The organism is Burkholderia metallica (genome assembly GCF_902832845.1).
Lineage (GTDB): Bacteria > Pseudomonadota > Gammaproteobacteria > Burkholderiales > Burkholderiaceae > Burkholderia > Burkholderia metallica.
On record NZ_CADFDB010000002.1, the window covers coordinates 281222 to 297084 of the forward strand.

Here is a 15863-nt window from a genome sequence, read left to right on the forward strand (position 1 = left end):
AAGAACCGCAAATCCATGACATCCCGCCTTCTCGCCGCGCTCGTCGCCGCGACCTTGAGCTGCACCGCCCTGCCGGCCGCGTACGCGCGCACCTATATCCCGCCGACCGCGTCGCTCGGAAAAGGGGCTTACGTTCACCAGTTCGTGCTGCGCGACCCCGTCACGCAGCAGCCGCTGCCGAATGCGCGCTACCGGCTGTTCCTGCCCGGTCAGGTCATCGCGGGGCTGCCCGTCAAGCCGGATCAGCATGACAGCGTGATCTTCGGCACGACCGACGCGGCCGGGCGCACCGTGACGATCCGGCTGCCGAAACGGCATCCGGAGAAGCAGTGGGTGTTCAACCCGGTCATCGGCGACGGCGACATGGGCGAATCGTTCCGGGTGGTCGACCCGGGCGGCACGACACCGCTTGGCCACGTCCCGTACGTGCTGGACGTCGAGAACGAATATCTGGCGTGCGGCTACTCGGATGCCAACGGCTACACCTACTACGCGCAATCGCGCACGCCGCGCAACGTCAATCTTTACGTCGGCACACTGGCCGGCTCGGCCGACACCGACTGGTGCGCGGGGCCAGGCGCGGCGATCGCGAACAGCGCAAACGCCCCGGGCGCGCCCGACCTGTACACGCAGTACCTCGGCACGCTGGTCGCCAACGGTGACCGGATCAGCAGCGATTTACGGCAGCATATCGTCGCGAAGCTGCTGTCGCTCGCGATCGCCGAACGCGATGCGGGCCGCGTGACTGCCGCGCTCGATTTCGACAGGATTCCGGACGATCACCTGAACGACATCGGCTACCGGCTCGCGGACGCCGGCGTGGAAGTCGAACGGGGGCTCGAGATGATCGACGCGCATCTCGCGAAGTCGCCCGACGATCCGTATGCACTCGACAGCAAGGGCTGGGCGCTGTACCGGCTCGATCGCAATGAAGAGGCGCTCGCGTGGTTCGGCCGTTCGATCGCGATCTTCGCGAAGGACGGCGACGACGATGCGCGCGAAGCCCAAGCGACCGGACTGACGCACAAGGGCGAAGTGCTGTGGAAGATGGGGCGCCGGGATGAAGCGCGCGATGCGTTCGCGCAGGCGCGGAAGATTCAGCCGAAGAACGCGGAGCTGGCGGAGACGGTGAAGCGGCTGGCGATACCGATCGGGCAGGACGACGCGAAGGCGCCGGATACCGCCAGCGAGTAAGTGAGAAACAACGGCGGGGCGGGAAACAAGAAAGCGTGCGGGCCCGCCCGCGTCACGCCTCGCCTTTCGGCCCCGGATTGAGCATCACGACGAAGGCGGCCACGCCGACGATCAGCGCGATCGCGCCGCCGCGCAGCGCCATCGTGTTGTCGAACAGCAGCCCCGACACCACGGCCATCATCCCCGCGAGCGACACGAACACGGCGATCGCCGCAACGACGATCCGGTACTGGCGACGTATCATCGTGCGTCCCTCGCGTCAGGCAGCAGCGGCAGCCGTAGCCGCTGCGTCATCATCGTCGCCGCGAATCAGCAGCACCGGGCACTTCGAGCCGCGCACGAAGCGCTCGGCGACGCTGCCGAGCAGCACGCGGCGGATCCCGCGCCGCCCGTGCGTGCCGACCACCGCGAGATCGATCCCGCATTCCTTCACGTAGCGCTGCAGGCGCTCCGCGATGTCCTCGCCGATGCTCTCGGTCTCGACGAGTTCGGCCTCGCCCTTCGCGCCGGCAAGTGCAATGATCTGCTCGGCTTCGCGCAGCACCTTGCGGCCGTCGTCGCGGATTTCCTCGACCAGCGCGTGCGGGTCGAAACGGCCCGCGTAGGTGAACAGCACCGACTTGTCCACCACATACACGACGCTGACGTGCGCGTCGCCTGCCAGCGCGACCTTCACTGCCTCGGCAAGCGCCTGCTTCGACGAAGCGCTGCCGTCGACGGCCACCATGATCTTTTCGTACATGCGAACCTCGCTGGGGTGAGTGGCCGCGCGTCCCATGGCGCGCGGCCTTGTCACCATCATCGGCTGATGGCGGGTTCGGAGGTTGACGGAGATCAAGATCGACCGGCAGCCGGCGGCGCGGCAAAGCGTCGCGTCGCCGTCACGGTGCGCACGTCGCCGGCACCGGCGTCACCTGATGCGCGCCGATGTCGGGCGCGCACTTCGTCGGCAACGGATTCTGGTACAGGTCGACCGTGCTCGGCAGTTCGATCATGCTGCCCTTGCTCGCGGCAGGCGACTGCGCGGCAATCCTGAACCCCGCGAGCGCCGCGTAATTGTCGTACGGACCGCCGGCGAAGCCGGTCGGTGAATTGCCGCTCGCGTCGGTCAGCGGGCCCGCGAACTGCGGATCGCCGCTGATTTCGGTAGCGTCCGACGGATCGCCCGCATGGTTGGTGCCGAAGAACAGGTTGTTGCGCCACGTCGGCACGTAATTCGCGCTCGACGCCAGGTAAGCGCCCGTGCCGAGATTGTCGACGATGTTGTTCGAGAACTGGATCGCCGTCTTGTAGCCGGCGCTCTGCGTGGCAGTGATCGCCGTACTCGATCCGGCCGGCAGGTAGATCGTGTTGTTGTAGAACTGCAGCGGCCCGGTGACGCTGCCGTCGCTGTTGAATTTGCCCGAACCGTCGGCCATCACGATCTCGCGCGCATCGTTCACGCTCAGGTTGTAGCGTGCGACGACGCCCTGCGTGTAGGCGCCTCCGCCGCAACCGCCGCACAACAGCAGGAAGCCGCCCGCGTTGTCGTGACTGTAGTTGTGCCGGAAGATCGGATTGTTGTTGCCGTAGTCGGCATCGAACGCTTCGCCGTCGTTGTTGCCCGAACCGCGCCGCACGTGATGCACTTCGTTATACTGAAAGTCGGTACCGTCGCTGTTGATGGTCCAGAAGCCCGCGTTCGAGTTGAGCGCGCGCATCGCGATGTCGTAACCGAGGTTGCCGTACGCCTGCGCGTTCTGCGCAACGCGAATCACCATGCCGTCGCCGCCGATGTCGTGAATCGTATTGCCCTTGAATACGACGTTCGTCGACGCGAGCCAGTTCTGAGTGCCCGTGCAGCCGAACTGCGTGCGGCAATTCTGGTCGGACCACGTCGTCAGCCCTTCGCGGTCGACCGTCGCTATCTTGCTGTTCTGCACGGTGACACCGTCGAAGCGGTTCGGGATGGCGGTACCCGTCACGCGAAACTGGATGCCGTTGCTCCACTTGTTGCCGGTCACGCCCGGCGTCGTGTTCTGGTCGTTGCTGTCGTCGTTGTTGCCATAGACGTTGTGCACGTACACGTTGTCGATCAAGTAGTGATGGCCGACGCCGAGCGGATTGCCGTTCGCATCGGTGCCGTTCCGGAAGTCCTGCAGCAGTACGAGGATCCCGTTGCGCTCCGCACGCTGGGCAGCCGTATTGGTCACTTCGAGGTCGTGGATTTCCCAGTATTCCTGGTTCGTCAGCGCGACAGCCGCGCCGGCCGCCCCGTGCCCCGACACGTTGCCGGCGATCACCGGCCGCGCGGTTCCGCTGCCGTAGGCCGCCACGACGATCGGTGCCGATGCGGTGCCGGAGCCCTGCGATACGAACTGGCCCGTGCACGTCGCACTCCGCTTGAAGTACACGTGCGTGCCGGCTCCGATCGTCGTCGCGAGATCGCCGAGCCGATTGAACGGCGACGCCTGAGAACCCGTGCCGTCGTCCGGCTGCGAGCAGTCGACGTAGACCGACGCGCCGGCAGGAATCGGCGCGGCTGCCCGCGCACTCGCGATGCCTGCCGCGGGCGCACTCCCGCTTCCATCCCCGCCGCACGCTGCGAGCGCGACCGATACGCATGCCACCAGATTGCGTCTGTTCATCGTGATGCCTCCTCCTGTTGCCGGGCGATCGACCCGGGTGGTGTGAACGCGCCGGCGCCGCCGGCCGCGGAAACAACATCGTCATCGTTCGGCCGCTCGCCGGCTGCGCGGGACGACGACACCGCCAGCAACCCCGCGCGCTCGGCCAGCACCCACAGCCCCGCTGCCGCCGCGCCGTCGATCGTATCGGCGGGCGGCCAGCCGAACAGCGATGCCGCATGCCTGTAACGCTCGCACAACGCGGCATCGCCGATCAGCATCGATCGCGGCACGCCTGCGCCTGCGTCGGCAGCCGGCCCGTCGCCTTCCGCGGCGAGCCCCGCCAGCTCATGCCCGATCAGCACGCCGGACAGGTAGTCGGCCTGCTCGACCGGCGCCAGGTCTCCAGCCAGCAACCGCGCGCGGCTGCCGAAGATCGTCGCGAGCAATCCCGTCGCATGGCCGGCCTGTGCGGCGCGCACGCCGCGCTCGAATGCGTCGCGCGCGAACCCGGACGACGGCTGCATCGTGCGGCCGAGCAGGCTGTGCGTGCACAGCAGCGCGTACAGTTCGCCCGTCATGAAGGTGCGGAAGCGTTCAATCCGCGAGCCGCGCACGGCGACCCACTTTGAATGCGTGCCCGGCAACCCGATCCAGCGAAGCGATGCAGCGTCGTGCGTCGCGCCGCCCGCGTGCAACGCACCGACGATCTGCGTTTCCTCGCCGCGCATCACGTTCGCCAGTTCGCCACGCTGGATCAGCCCCGGCACGATATGCACGGTCGTGCCGCGCCGCGCGCGCACCGTTTGCAGCGACGCGCCGAGCCGGGCCGCGTCGATCGACACGTCCACATACGGCGCCTCGCGCCAGCCCTGCGCGCTGCCGACCATGCCGGCCGCGACGACCGGCAGCGTCGGCCATGCATCGAGCCATGCGCCGCACACGTCCTCGAACGCCGCATCGCAGGCGTCAGCGATCGCGACGGCCGCGCCGCCCAGTTGCATCACGCCCTTCGGCGCGGCCCGTTCGTCGAGCACGGCCCCCGCACCCGCCATCAGGTATGCGCGCAGCGATGTGGTGCCCCAGTCGAGTGCGATCAGGCGCGGGACGAGCGCGTCGCCGTCGGGTCGAGGCATTGCTTTTTGCATAGGATTCCTCTGTTTATTGGTTGCTGGGAACGGCTTCGTCAGGCCGATATCAGAAGAGCGTCTCGATCCCGGCGTAGACGCCCGTCTGTCCATGGCCCGGCAGCGGCGACGCGCCGAGCCCGTTGCCATTGCCGAACCCCGGCGACTGCGGGTTCACGCCCAGGTTCGCACCCGCGCTGTTGAACACATGCGCGGCCGTCGCATACAGGAACGTGCGCTTGGACAGGTCGTACATCGCGCCAAGGCCGATGATCGTCGAGCGCCCTTCGCCGCTGTGATCGGCGGTCCACTGGCCCGCGTCGATCTTCATCGAGTAGACGGCGCTCTGCAGATGCAGGAACGGCGTCGCGTCATAGGTCACGCCGCCCCAGTAGTAGTTCGCGGTGCGCGACAGGCCGGCGGGCGTGTCGGGCGCGCTGTAGCGCGTATATCCGAGCTGCACCAGCGCGGGGCCGAAGCGGTCGCGCACGCCGATGAACGCTTCCTGCGACGCGGTGAACAGGTTGTCTTCGCGACCGTACTGGTTGCGGATCTCGTTCCAGATGGCCCGCACCTCGAAGTCGCCGTGCGTATAAGCGAGCGTCGCGCCGTCGGACAGCCCCGTCGCGCTCACGTTGTTCGGCGAGCCGCGCAACCAGCCGTTCGCGCTGTTGCCGAGGTTCGCCTGCAGCGCGAACGAGAAGCCGCCGAATTTCGGCGATTCGTAGCGGATCCCGTTCGACAGCTTCGGCCCGTTGCGGTACGACGTCAGCGACTCGACCGAATAGTTCTCCTCAAGCAGCGGATCGTACGACCAGATGTAGCTGTTGATGAACGAACCCTGCCCGAGCCGCAAAAACCCGTAGCGCTCGTTCTTGAAACCCACCCACGCGCCGCGCTGGAACAGCACGCCGCCGCCGTAGTTGCCGTTCGCCGCGTTGATCGACGACTCGAGCCAGAACACGGCCTGGTTGCCGCCGCCGAGATCCTCCTTGCCGGTGATGCCGAGGATGCTCGTCCCCCAGTCGTTGCCTTCCGAGAAGCGCGAGCCCGTCGAATGCGGGCCGTTCTGCACGCCGCTCAGGTACTGCACGTCGCCGCCCACACGCCCCCACACGGTAACGCTCGATTGCGCGTGCGCCACGGTCGGCACCGCCAGAGCGAGCGCCGCGATCCACCCATACTGTCGCATCCAGATCTCCTCCTGCTTGTTATCTGATAAGGGAAAACGCTTTCCCTCCGTTGCAAAAAAATTTCGCGGCGGTCGTCGTGCGTCGTTTTCCACTCCGCTTCGAGTGGACTGCGCGCGTGCTATGCTCGCGAAAGGGAAAGCGCTTTCATTGTCGATGCACGATTGCGCTTTTTCAAGGAATTTCGAGTCCTCCAAGGGATACTACCGAGTCCGATCGCACGGCACGCACCCGCTGCCGCCGCACGGTCGCCGCCGCCGGCGCGCATGCTATGCTCGCCGGCAAAATGCACTGACACACACTTTCATCGTGGCCAAGATCAACGAAGTCGCCGCCGCAGCCGGCGTCTCCATCGGAACCGTCTCGAAGTTCATCAACAAGACGAAGCGCTTCTCGCCCGACGTCGAGCGCCGCATTGCCGAAGCGATCGAGGAGCTCGGCTACGAGTCGAACCCGCTCGCGCGCTCGATGGCCACCGGCCAGACGGGCGCCGTCGGCGTCGTGATCCAGGACATTCTCAACCCGTACTTCACCGCGATGGTCAAGGGCGTGAACCGCATCGCGCAGCGCAACGACTTCGTCGTCCTGATCGTCGACGCCGACGAGAACCGCAAGGGTGAACGGCCGGCGCTGACGAAACTGAGCCGGCGCGTCGACGGGCTGATCCTGAACACCAGCATGCCCGACGACGACCTGCGCTGGACCGCGAGCCTCGGCAAGCCGGTGGTCGCGGTCGGTTCCGCGCCACGCGACGGGCTGCTCACGCTGTACTCCGATCCGGTCCGCGCGGGCGAAATGCTCGCGCAGCATCTGCTGATGGAGAAATACCAGCGCTTCGCGTACATCAGCCTGCCGAACGCGCGCGGCGACGACGAACGCCGCGCCGGCGCCGAGCAGGTGCTCGCGCGCGCCGGCCTGCCGCTGCGCACTTTCAGCGTGCCGCGTGCGACGGTGGCCGACGGCGAGCGCGTGTGCGCATCGGTGATGCTGGCGGCCGAGCCGCCCGACGCGGTGATCTGCTACAACGACATGATTGCGGCCGGCTTCATCAAGGAAGCCGAACGGCTCGGCATCGCGATCCCGCACGACGTCGCCGTGTGCGGTTTCGACAACCTCGAACTCGGCAAGCTCACGTCACCCACGCTGACGTCGATCGACACCGAAACCGAGCGCGCGGGCGAAGTCGCGATGACGACGCTGCTCGACGCGCTCGCCGGCAAGTCGCCCGATCCGCACACGATGCTCGACGCGCGGCTGGTGGTGCGCGAATCGACGGTGCGGCCGCGCGACGCGCGCCGCCGCTAGGCGAGCGCCGCTCGCTGTCCGGTCAACGCGGCACGGCCGCGAGCGCTTCACCCAGCCACGCACGCGCGATGCAATGCTGTTCGAGCCCGGCCACGCCCGGGCGCGTCTCGAACAGGCTGCCCGCGAGCGGCCCGCGCAGCAACCCGTCGGCGCTCACGTTGACCGACGCGGACGTCACGAACAGCGTCGCGCGATCGGCACCGCCGAACGCGACGCTGGTCGGCCGCTGCACCGGCATCTCGACGACCCGGTCGAGCGTGCCGTCCGGCGCGTAGCGATGCAGCCGCCAGCCGTCCCAGATCGCCGACCACACGCCGCCCTGCGCATCGACCGCGAGCCCGTCGGGCACGCCGCGCGCGTCGCCGAACGTCGCGAACGGCCGCGCGTTCGACAACCGCCCCGCGGCGACGTCGAAGTCGTACGCGATGATCGTGCGGCGGCCGGAATCCGTCACGTACATCGTTGCGCCGTCGGGGCTCCAGCCCATCCCGTTCGCGCAGGCGAAGCCGGCCACCGCTACGCGCGAGGCATGCGCATGCTCGAAGCAATGCAGATCGCCGGGGCCGTCGCCGTCGTCGGCCATCGTGCCGACCCAGAAGCGGCCCCGCGCGTCGACCGCGCCGTCGTTGTAGCGCAGCGACGGCCGCGCATGCGCGGCGTCGGCCAGCCGTTCGAGCGTGCCGTGCGCGGCATCGAACAGGTGCAGGCCGCTTTTCAGCGCGACGAGCAGCCGGCCGTCGTCGACACTCGCGACGCAACCGGCCAGCTCCGGCAGCAACCAGAAGCCCGTCTGCCCGTGGCCGGGCGTGTAGCGGTAGAGCGCGGTGCGCTTGATGTCGATCCAGTAGAGCGACGCCGAGCGTTCGCACCAGAGCGGGCCTTCACCCAGGATCGCGTTCGCGCCCTGTACCAGTTTTACTGTCGTCATCGAAGTTCTGTCTTATGCATGCATGCGTTCGGCCGCCCCCGGTGCGGCGGGCGGAACCTGCCGGCCGGACTCAGAGCGCGCGGCCCGCGTCGTCGAAAAAGTGCGCGTGCCGCATGTCGACACGCACGCCGACCGGCTGCCCGGCCGCGACCGCATACGCGTCGCGGTTCTGCCGCACCGACAGCGGCCGATCGTGGCCTGCGAGCTCGACATAGACGATCGTCGCGTCGCCCAGATGCTCGGCGTGCGTGACACGGCCGTCGAGCCCCGTGCCGGGCGCGCCGACCGCGAGATTCTCCGGCCGGATGCCGAGCTGCAGCGAACCCGACGGCCATGCGCGCGCGGCATCCGGCGCGACCGCGAGCGAGCCGCCCGGCACGTCGAAGCGCGGGGCGTCGACGCCGCCGTGCGCGCGGCACGGCAGGAAGTTCATCGACGGCGAGCCGAGGAACGACGCGACGAAGTGGTTCGCCGGCTGCTCGTACAGCGCGAGCGGCGAGCCGACCTGTTCGATGCGCCCGCCGTTGAACACCGCGATCCGGTCGCCGAGCGTCATCGCCTCGACCTGGTCGTGCGTCACGTAGATCATCGTGCTGCCGAGCTCGCGATGCAGCCGTGCGAGTTCGAGCCGCATCCCGCCGCGCAACGCCGCGTCGAGGTTCGACAGCGGTTCGTCGAACAGAAACACGCCCGGCTTGCGCACGATCGCGCGACCGATCGCGACGCGCTGCCGCTGGCCGCCGGACAGCGCCTTCGGCTTGCGCTCGAGCAGCGCGGACAGTCGCAGCGCCTCGGCCGCCTGCCCGACGCGCGTGCGCGTCTCGGCCGCGTCGACACCCGCGAGCTTCAGCCCGAACGCCATGTTCTCGAACACCGTCATGTGCGGATAGAGCGCATAGTTCTGGAACACCATCGCGAGCCCGCGCTTCGCGGCCGGCACGTCGTTGACGCGGCGCCCGTCGATCAGCAGGTCGCCCGACGTGATCTCCTCGAGCCCCGCGAGCATCCGCAACATCGTCGACTTGCCGCAGCCCGACGGGCCGACGAACACCATGAATTCGCCGTCCTCGATGTCGAGGCTGACGTCCTTGATCACATCCGCGCCGTCGTCGTAACGCTTGCGGATCTGCTTGAGCGACACACTTGCCATGATTGCGTTTCTCCTCGTCCGTTGTTGCCGCTCACCATTCGGCGACCGAGCCGTCCTCGCGACGCCACACCGGGTTGCGCCAGCGGTGCCCGGTTGCGGCAGCCTCCCTCACCTTGTCCTCGTCGATCTCGACGCCGAGCCCCGGCGCATCCGGGCGCGCGACGTAACCCGCGTCGAACGCAAACGGAATGCCGCGCGTGTACGCATACATCGCGTTGTCGTCGTGATAGGCCACATTGGTCGACTGCTCCTGGATGAACGCGTTCGGCGTGCAGAAATCGATCTGCAGCGACGCCGCGAGCGTCAGGGGCCCCAGCGGGCAATGCGGCGCGACCGCGACGTCGTACGCTTCGGCCATCGCCGCGATCTTGCGCAGCTCCCAGATGCCGCCCGTGTGACTCACGTCGGGCTGCACGATGTCGACGACGCCCTCCTGCAGTAATTCCTTGAACTGCCAGCGCGTGAACAGCCGTTCGCCGGTCGCGAGCGGCACCGCGCAGTCGCGCGCGACTTCGCGCAGCGCATCGTTGTGCTCGGGCAGCAGCAATTCCTCGTAGAACATCGGATCGAACGGCGCAAGCGCTTTCGCGAGCGCCTTCGCCACCGGGCGGCGCACGCGGCCGTGAAAGTCGATGCCGAGCCCCACGTCCTTGCCGATCGCATCGCGCACCGTGCCGAAACGCGCGACCGCGCGATCGATCGCCGCCGGCGATTCGATCCAGTCGGTTGCGTTGACCACGCCCATCTTCAGCGCGGTATAGCCGGCCTCGACGAGCTGCCGCGCGTTCGCGGCCATCTCGTCGGGCGTGTCGCCCTTCACGTGCGCATAGACGCGCGCCTTGTCGCGCACCGGCCCGCCGAGCAGGTCGTAGACGCACACGCCGAGCGCGCGCGCCTTGATGTCCCACAGGGCCTGCTCGATGCCCGAAATCGCGCTCGTCAGGATCGGGCCGCCGCGATAGAAGCCGCCGCGATACATCACCTGGAACAGATCCTCGATGTGGCGCGGATCGCGGCCGATCAGGTAGTCGGCGAGTTCGTGCACGGCGGCGGCCGTGGTGGCCGCGCGCCCTTCGACGATCGGTTCGCCCCAGCCGGCGAGGCCCTCGTCGGTGCTGACCTTCACGAACTGCCAGCGCGGCGCGACCGCGAATGTTTCGATTTCGGTGATCTTCATGAGGAGGAACGGGTGCGGTTGAACAGCAATGCCGACATGCCGTTGTCGGCGACGAGATCCGCGCCGGCGATGGCGATCGCCGCGTCCGACAGCAGGAACGCGGCAATCCGGCCGATATCCGCCGGCTCGTTGATGCGCTGCGCCGGATGCAGCGCGCGGTATGCGTCGAGCAGCGCGGGATCGCGCTCGAGCGCCGCGCCGATCGGCGCGTTCAGCGTGAAGCCGGGGCTTAGCGTATTCACGCGGATGCGCTGCGGCGCGAGGCTCGTCGCCATCGCACGCGACATTGCGACGATGCCGCCCTTGGTCGCCGCATACATCTCGAAGCCCGGTACGCTCGCGCCCGCGTGATTCGACGCGATGTTGACGATCGCGCCGCCGCCCGCGCGCGCGATGCGCGGCGCCGCGAGCTGCGCGCACTGGAACATCGCGCGCAGGTTGGTGCGGTACAGGCGGTCGCAGTCGTCGAGCGAGAATGTGTCGAACGGGCCGTGCAGCGTAATGCCCGCATTGTTCACGAGCCCGTCGAGCCGGCCGTGACGTGCATCGACGCGGTCGAACAGCGCAGCCACGCTCGCGGGATCGGCGACGTCCGTTTCGACGAACAGCGCGTCCCGCCCGCCGAGCCGTTCGCGCACCGCATCGGCGCGCGCGGCGTTCTTCTCCGCGACCACGACCTGCACGCCGCATTGCGCGAGGACTTCGACGACGCCGAGGCCGATGCCGTCGCCGCCGCCGGTGACGACGACCACGCGGCCGTCGAGCGATTCGAATGGATTCATGGTGTCACCCCTTGACCGCGCCGGCCGTGATGCCCGCGACGATCCTGCGCTGGAGAATGAAGAACAGCACGAGCAGCGGCAGCGTGCCCATCACGGCGGCCGGGAACAGCTTGGTCGGATCGATGTCGTTGGTGCCGATGAAGCGGAACACCGCGACCGTGATCGTGAATTTCGACGAGTCGGTCAGGAACAGCAGCGGATAGACGAGGTCGTTCCACACCGACAGCGTGACGAACATCGCGAGCGTGCCGGTGATCGGCCGCAACAGCGGCAGCACGATGTACCAGTACACCTGCAGCGGGCTGCAGCCGTCCATCACCGCGGCTTCCTCGAGTTCGAGCGGAATCCGCTTCAGGAAGCTCGTGTAGAAGAACACGCCGAGCGGCAGGCTCTGCACCGTGTACGCGAGCACGACGCCGAGGTACGTGTTGAGCAGGTGCAGGTCGCGGAACAGCACGTAGAGCGGCGTCAGGCTGACGAACATCGGGATCGTCAGACCGAGCGTCAGCACGATGTAGACCGCGTTCGACAGCCTGCCCTTCACGCGCGCCAGCGGATAGGCCGCGAGCGACGACAGCATGGCGACGAGGAACGTGACCGCAAGCGTGATGCCGATCGTGTTCGCGACGCTGCGCCAGTAGTTCATCTGCGTGAACACGGCCGCGTAGTTGCCGAAGAACACGTGATCGGGCAGCCCGAGCGGGCGCGCGATGATGTCGTCGCCGGTGCGCAGCGACATCAGCACCATGTAGATCGTCGGCAGCAGCACGATCGCGACGATCGCGATTGCGGCAACGAGCCGCGCGAAGCCCGGTACGCGGCGCAGCAGCGCGCCCGCGCGCAGCCCGCCGCCCGACGTGCCGGCGGACGGACGGTCCGCGTGAAAGCGTTGACGGATGACGTTCACAGGTTGTCCTCCCGGCGTCGCAGGATCGTGTTCTGGGTGGTCGCGACCACCACGACGATCGCGAGCATGATCATCGACAGCGCGCTCGCGAAACCGAACTTGTAGTCGTTGAACAGGCTGTGGAAGATCTGCAGCCCGAGCGTGGTCGTCGCGCCGTCGGGGCCGCCGTTGGTCAGCACGAGCGGCAGCTCGAAGGTCTTCAGCGTGCCGATCGTGCTCAGCGTGATGTTCACGGTGAACGCCGGCGCGAGCAGCGGCAGGTCGATGCGGGTGAAGCGCACCCATGCGTTCGCGCCGTCGAGCTTCGCGGCATCGTGCAGTTCGGACGGAATGTTCAGGTAGCCGGCCAGGAAGATCGCGGTCGAATAGCCGACGTACATCCACACGTGCACGGCCGTGACGGCCGGCAGCGTGACCGACGGATCGCCGAGCCATACCTGCTGCAGCGCGTCGAGACGCACGAGATGCAGCAGTTCGTTGATGCCGCCGCCGAGCGGCGAGTACAGGTACTCCCATACGAAGCCGGCGATCACCGCCGAGAACATGCTCGGCACCAGCAGCCCGACCCGCAGCGCGCCGCGCAGCCGCGGCAGCGAGAACAGCAAGGCCGCGAACAGCAGCCCGAGCCCGTTCTGCACGATCACGACGATCGCCGCATACGCGAACGTGACGACGAGCGTATGCAGGCTCGCGGGATCGCGAAACGCCGCCGCGTAGTTCGCGAGCCCGATCCAGTGCGCATCGCCCACGCCGGAAAAATCCGTCAGGCTCATGCGCGCTGCCTTGAACAGCGGATACAGGCTCAGCAACGCATACAGCGCGAGCGCCGGCACGGCGCACCACAGCAAGGTCCGGTTGCGCTTCATCGGGCACCTCCTTCGTCGAACCGCACCGCGCGCAATCGCGCGGCGCGGGAAATGTCAGCGGATACGCGGTTCATCGTGCGGCCGCATCCCACCGCGCGAGCAGCTTCGCCGGGTCCTGCCCGATGTCGAGGAAATACGCGGACATCGAATTCCAGATCGCCGTGAACAGCGTTCCGGTCCACACGCCCTTCGGATACAGAACGACATGCCCGTTCTTCTGCGCGGCCGAATACGGCTGCGCCTGCGGCGGCATCGCGTCGGCACCGCCCTCGAACGGGCTGAACCCGGCTTCCGCGTCGAGGAACTGGCGGTCGTTGTCGGGGCGTGCCCAGAACGCGAGCCATTTCTTCGCCGCGTCGGCCTGATGCGACGCCGCGTTGATCGCCCACGCGGTGCCGAGCATGTCGAGCGCGACGGGCCCGTTGCCGGGCACGAGCGCCGGCAGCGGCGCGAACTGGAACGCCAACCCCTTCGTCGCGCTGAACTTCGCGATGTTCCACGCACCCTGCGGCATCATCGCGACGCGACCGGCCTGGAACTCGGTCAACCCCGTGCTCCATGCGCTCACGCCATCGTTCAGGCGCGGCGCGAAGCACTTCGCGTCGGCGAGCACTTTCAGCGCGGCCATCGACTGCCTGAACGCCGGATCGGCCGCGAAACGCGCGCTGCCCGCGCCGACGAACGATTCGGCGCGAGCATCGGCGTCGCCGCCGCCGGCCGCGAGCCCCGACGCGATCACGAGCGCCGCGGGTGCCCAGCCTTCCTTCGCGGGCAGCAACATCGGCGTGATGCCGGCCGCCGCCAGCTTCCCGCACGCGGCTTTCAGCTGGTCGACGTCGGTCGGCACCGTCGCGACGCCCGCGCGCTTGAACAGGTCGAGGTTCGCGAACAGGCCGATGCCGACCAGCTCCATCGGCAGCATGTAGGTCTTGCCGCCGACCTGCGCATGCGCGCGCACGCCGCGCCAGATCGTCGGCACCCACTTCTCGCCGCTCAGGTCCAGCAACTGATGCGCGCCCTGCCACTGCCGCATCAGCTCGCGGTCGACCATCAGCACGTCGGGCCCGTTGCCGCCCTGCAGCCGCGACGACACGACCGTCGTCGTGTCGTTACGCGACATGTACTCGAACTTGACCTTGATGTCGGGGTTTTCCTTCTCGAACTTTGCGATCAGCACCGCCATGTTGGCGGGCTCGGCGCCGCCGCCCTTCCAGCCCGTCACGTCGAGCGTGACCGGCGCGGCGCACACCTGCGCCGCCAACACTGAAAGGACTGCGAAAGTTGCCGCCCGAAGCCTGTTGAACATCTGCTGTCTCCACGTCGTTGTTGAGTCGTTGCGCTCGGCCAGTGGCATGCGGCACGCAAGGCGGCCGCGATCCGTCGCGCTGGAAGCCCGCGCGTCCCCGTCGTCCGATTTATTTGGGAAAGCGCTTTCCCTATTGTGTCGCACAACGTGCCCGGCTTGCAAGCGCGGACATGAAGCGATCGTCTAGGGGATATCCCGAGGCGTACGGGATGGCGCGCCCGAGGTTCGCCGGTACGCGACCGGACGACGATGGAAGGTTCGTTCCGGTATCCGGATCGAAGGAATCGTTGTTTTAGGGAAAAACGCGTGTCTATCCAGATTTACGGAAAATTCGCGAAGACGATGATGGTGCGCAAGCGCCCAGGCTGCCGCTTCCACCCTCGACGGACACAGAACAGCCGTCCCGCCGAAGCGCGCTATCATCGCATGTGCGACTTTCGTCCGGCCCCTTTTTGCGGGCTCCACTTCCAATTCGCTCAACCGACATGACAACAACTACCGAACGCGTGGACGGCGCCGCCCAGCATCTCGTCGCCGCCCGCCATGCCGGCTCGCCCGGCCCGCTGCTGCCCGATGCGCTGCGTCCCGAGAACGTGGAGGACGCGCTCGCGATCCAGCAGCGCGTGACCGACCTGCTCGGCGAACCCGTCGGCGGCTGGAAATGCGCGCTGCCGCCGCCCGACCGCGTGATCCTCGCGCCGATCTTCGCGTCGACGATCCGCGAGGCCGATGCGCCGTACCGCGTCGTCGGCGGGCCGATCGTGCGGATCGAACCGGAAATCGCGTTCGTGCTCGACCGCGACCTGCCCGCGCGCGAACGGCCGTACGACGACCGGGCCGTACGCGACGCGATCCGCGAAGTGCGCATCGTGCTCGAAGTGCTCGGCTGTCGCTATGCGGAACCCACGCGCGCATCGAAGTTCGAGCTGCTGGCCGACGGGCAATTCAACCAGGGGCTGTGTGTCGGCCCGGTCGTACCCGACGGGCTGAACGTGCCGCTCGAGACGCTGGCGCTGTCGTTCGAAGGCGCGCTGAACCGCACGATCGACGGCCGCCATCCGGACGGCGATCCGCTCAAGCCGCTGGTGTGGCTCGTCAATTTCCTCGCGTCGCGCGGCGATCCGGTGCGTGCCGGGCAGATCGTGACGACCGGCTCGTATGCAGGCGCGATCGAGGTGCCGCTCGGCGATGCACTGACGGTCCGCTTCGGCGAACTTGGGAGCCTGTCGGTGACGTTGACGGCGTGACGGGCGCGGTGCGTAGGCATCGCTAAGCCAGGTCGGGATGCTGATCGCTGACTACTGATCGCAGCGTGACGGCGGCAA

The 15863-nt window shown here is 67.8% G+C and carries 15 protein-coding genes; 3 read left to right on the forward strand and 12 right to left on the reverse strand.

The features are described 5' to 3' along the window. The first annotated feature begins 15 nt into the window (after nucleotides 1–15). Nucleotides 16–1194: a tetratricopeptide repeat protein gene (locus tag HWX08_RS08610; RefSeq protein WP_174920385.1), complete on the forward strand. Its 1179-nt coding sequence runs from the start codon at nucleotides 16–18 to the stop codon at nucleotides 1192–1194. Between the two features lie 52 nt (nucleotides 1195–1246). Here the strand turns inward: HWX08_RS08610 and HWX08_RS08615 are convergent, their stop codons facing one another. From HWX08_RS08615 to HWX08_RS08635, 5 genes are all read right to left on the reverse strand, one after another. Beyond that, nucleotides 1247–1438: a DUF2964 family protein gene (locus HWX08_RS08615; protein WP_069258387.1), complete on the reverse strand. Its 192-nt coding sequence runs from the start codon at nucleotides 1436–1438 to the stop codon at nucleotides 1247–1249. Nucleotides 1439–1453: 15 nt separating this feature from the next. Beyond that, nucleotides 1454–1936 (reverse strand): universal stress protein, encoded by a 483-nt coding sequence (locus tag HWX08_RS08620; RefSeq protein ID WP_069258386.1) that lies wholly within the window; start codon nucleotides 1934–1936, stop codon nucleotides 1454–1456. Between the two features lie 139 nt (nucleotides 1937–2075). Next, nucleotides 2076–3821, reverse strand: a complete 1746-nt coding sequence (locus tag HWX08_RS08625; protein ID WP_174920386.1) for a right-handed parallel beta-helix repeat-containing protein — start codon at nucleotides 3819–3821, stop codon at nucleotides 2076–2078. Then, entirely contained in the window at nucleotides 3818–4936 is a 1119-nt protein-coding gene (locus HWX08_RS08630; protein ID WP_174920387.1) for a 2-dehydro-3-deoxygalactonokinase, read from the reverse strand. The genes HWX08_RS08625 and HWX08_RS08630 overlap by 4 nt, the downstream gene beginning before the upstream one ends. Nucleotides 4937–4997: 61 nt before the next feature. Beyond that, nucleotides 4998–6119 carry a porin gene (locus HWX08_RS08635; protein ID WP_174920388.1) on the reverse strand — a complete coding sequence of 374 codons (1122 nt, stop codon included), beginning with the start codon at nucleotides 6117–6119 and terminating at the stop codon, nucleotides 4998–5000. Between the two features lie 307 nt (nucleotides 6120–6426). On the opposite strand from HWX08_RS08635, the gene HWX08_RS08640 reads away from it, so the two are divergent. Beyond that, complete coding sequence (locus tag HWX08_RS08640; RefSeq protein WP_226243673.1) at nucleotides 6427–7422, forward strand: LacI family DNA-binding transcriptional regulator; 996 nt, start codon at nucleotides 6427–6429, stop codon at nucleotides 7420–7422. A gap of 22 nt (nucleotides 7423–7444) precedes the next feature. Here HWX08_RS08640 and HWX08_RS08645 read toward each other — a convergent pair whose 3' ends face one another. The 7 genes from HWX08_RS08645 to HWX08_RS08675 all read right to left on the reverse strand — a co-directional run bounded on the left by HWX08_RS08645 (nucleotide 7445) and on the right by HWX08_RS08675 (nucleotide 14538). Beyond that, nucleotides 7445–8350, reverse strand: a complete 906-nt coding sequence (locus HWX08_RS08645) for an SMP-30/gluconolactonase/LRE family protein (protein WP_174920389.1) — start codon at nucleotides 8348–8350, stop codon at nucleotides 7445–7447. Between the two features lie 70 nt (nucleotides 8351–8420). After that, nucleotides 8421–9500, reverse strand: a complete 1080-nt coding sequence (locus HWX08_RS08650; RefSeq protein WP_069258381.1) for an ABC transporter ATP-binding protein — start codon at nucleotides 9498–9500, stop codon at nucleotides 8421–8423. A gap of 31 nt (nucleotides 9501–9531) precedes the next feature. Beyond that, nucleotides 9532–10677 carry a galactonate dehydratase gene (dgoD, locus tag HWX08_RS08655; protein ID WP_069258380.1) on the reverse strand — a complete coding sequence of 382 codons (1146 nt, stop codon included), beginning with the start codon at nucleotides 10675–10677 and terminating at the stop codon, nucleotides 9532–9534. Then, a complete protein-coding gene (locus HWX08_RS08660) occupies nucleotides 10674–11459 on the reverse strand; it encodes an SDR family NAD(P)-dependent oxidoreductase (RefSeq protein ID WP_174920390.1) in 786 nt (261 codons plus the stop codon). The genes dgoD and HWX08_RS08660 overlap by 4 nt, the downstream gene beginning before the upstream one ends. A gap of 4 nt (nucleotides 11460–11463) precedes the next feature. Further along, nucleotides 11464–12366, reverse strand: coding sequence for a carbohydrate ABC transporter permease (locus tag HWX08_RS08665; protein ID WP_174920391.1), 903 nt, complete (start codon nucleotides 12364–12366; stop codon nucleotides 11464–11466). Beyond that, the gene (locus HWX08_RS08670) at nucleotides 12363–13232 is read right to left on the reverse strand and encodes a carbohydrate ABC transporter permease (protein ID WP_069258377.1); all 870 of its coding nucleotides are present in this window, start codon (nucleotides 13230–13232) and stop codon (nucleotides 12363–12365) included. The genes HWX08_RS08665 and HWX08_RS08670 overlap by 4 nt, the downstream gene beginning before the upstream one ends. A 70-nt stretch (nucleotides 13233–13302) precedes the next feature. Beyond that, nucleotides 13303–14538 carry an ABC transporter substrate-binding protein gene (locus tag HWX08_RS08675; protein ID WP_174920392.1) on the reverse strand — a complete coding sequence of 412 codons (1236 nt, stop codon included), beginning with the start codon at nucleotides 14536–14538 and terminating at the stop codon, nucleotides 13303–13305. Nucleotides 14539–15023: 485 nt separating this feature from the next. On the opposite strand from HWX08_RS08675, the gene HWX08_RS08680 reads away from it, so the two are divergent. Continuing rightward, a complete protein-coding gene (locus HWX08_RS08680; protein ID WP_174920393.1) occupies nucleotides 15024–15785 on the forward strand; it encodes a 2-keto-4-pentenoate hydratase in 762 nt (253 codons plus the stop codon). Nucleotides 15786–15863 lie beyond the last annotated feature (78 nt).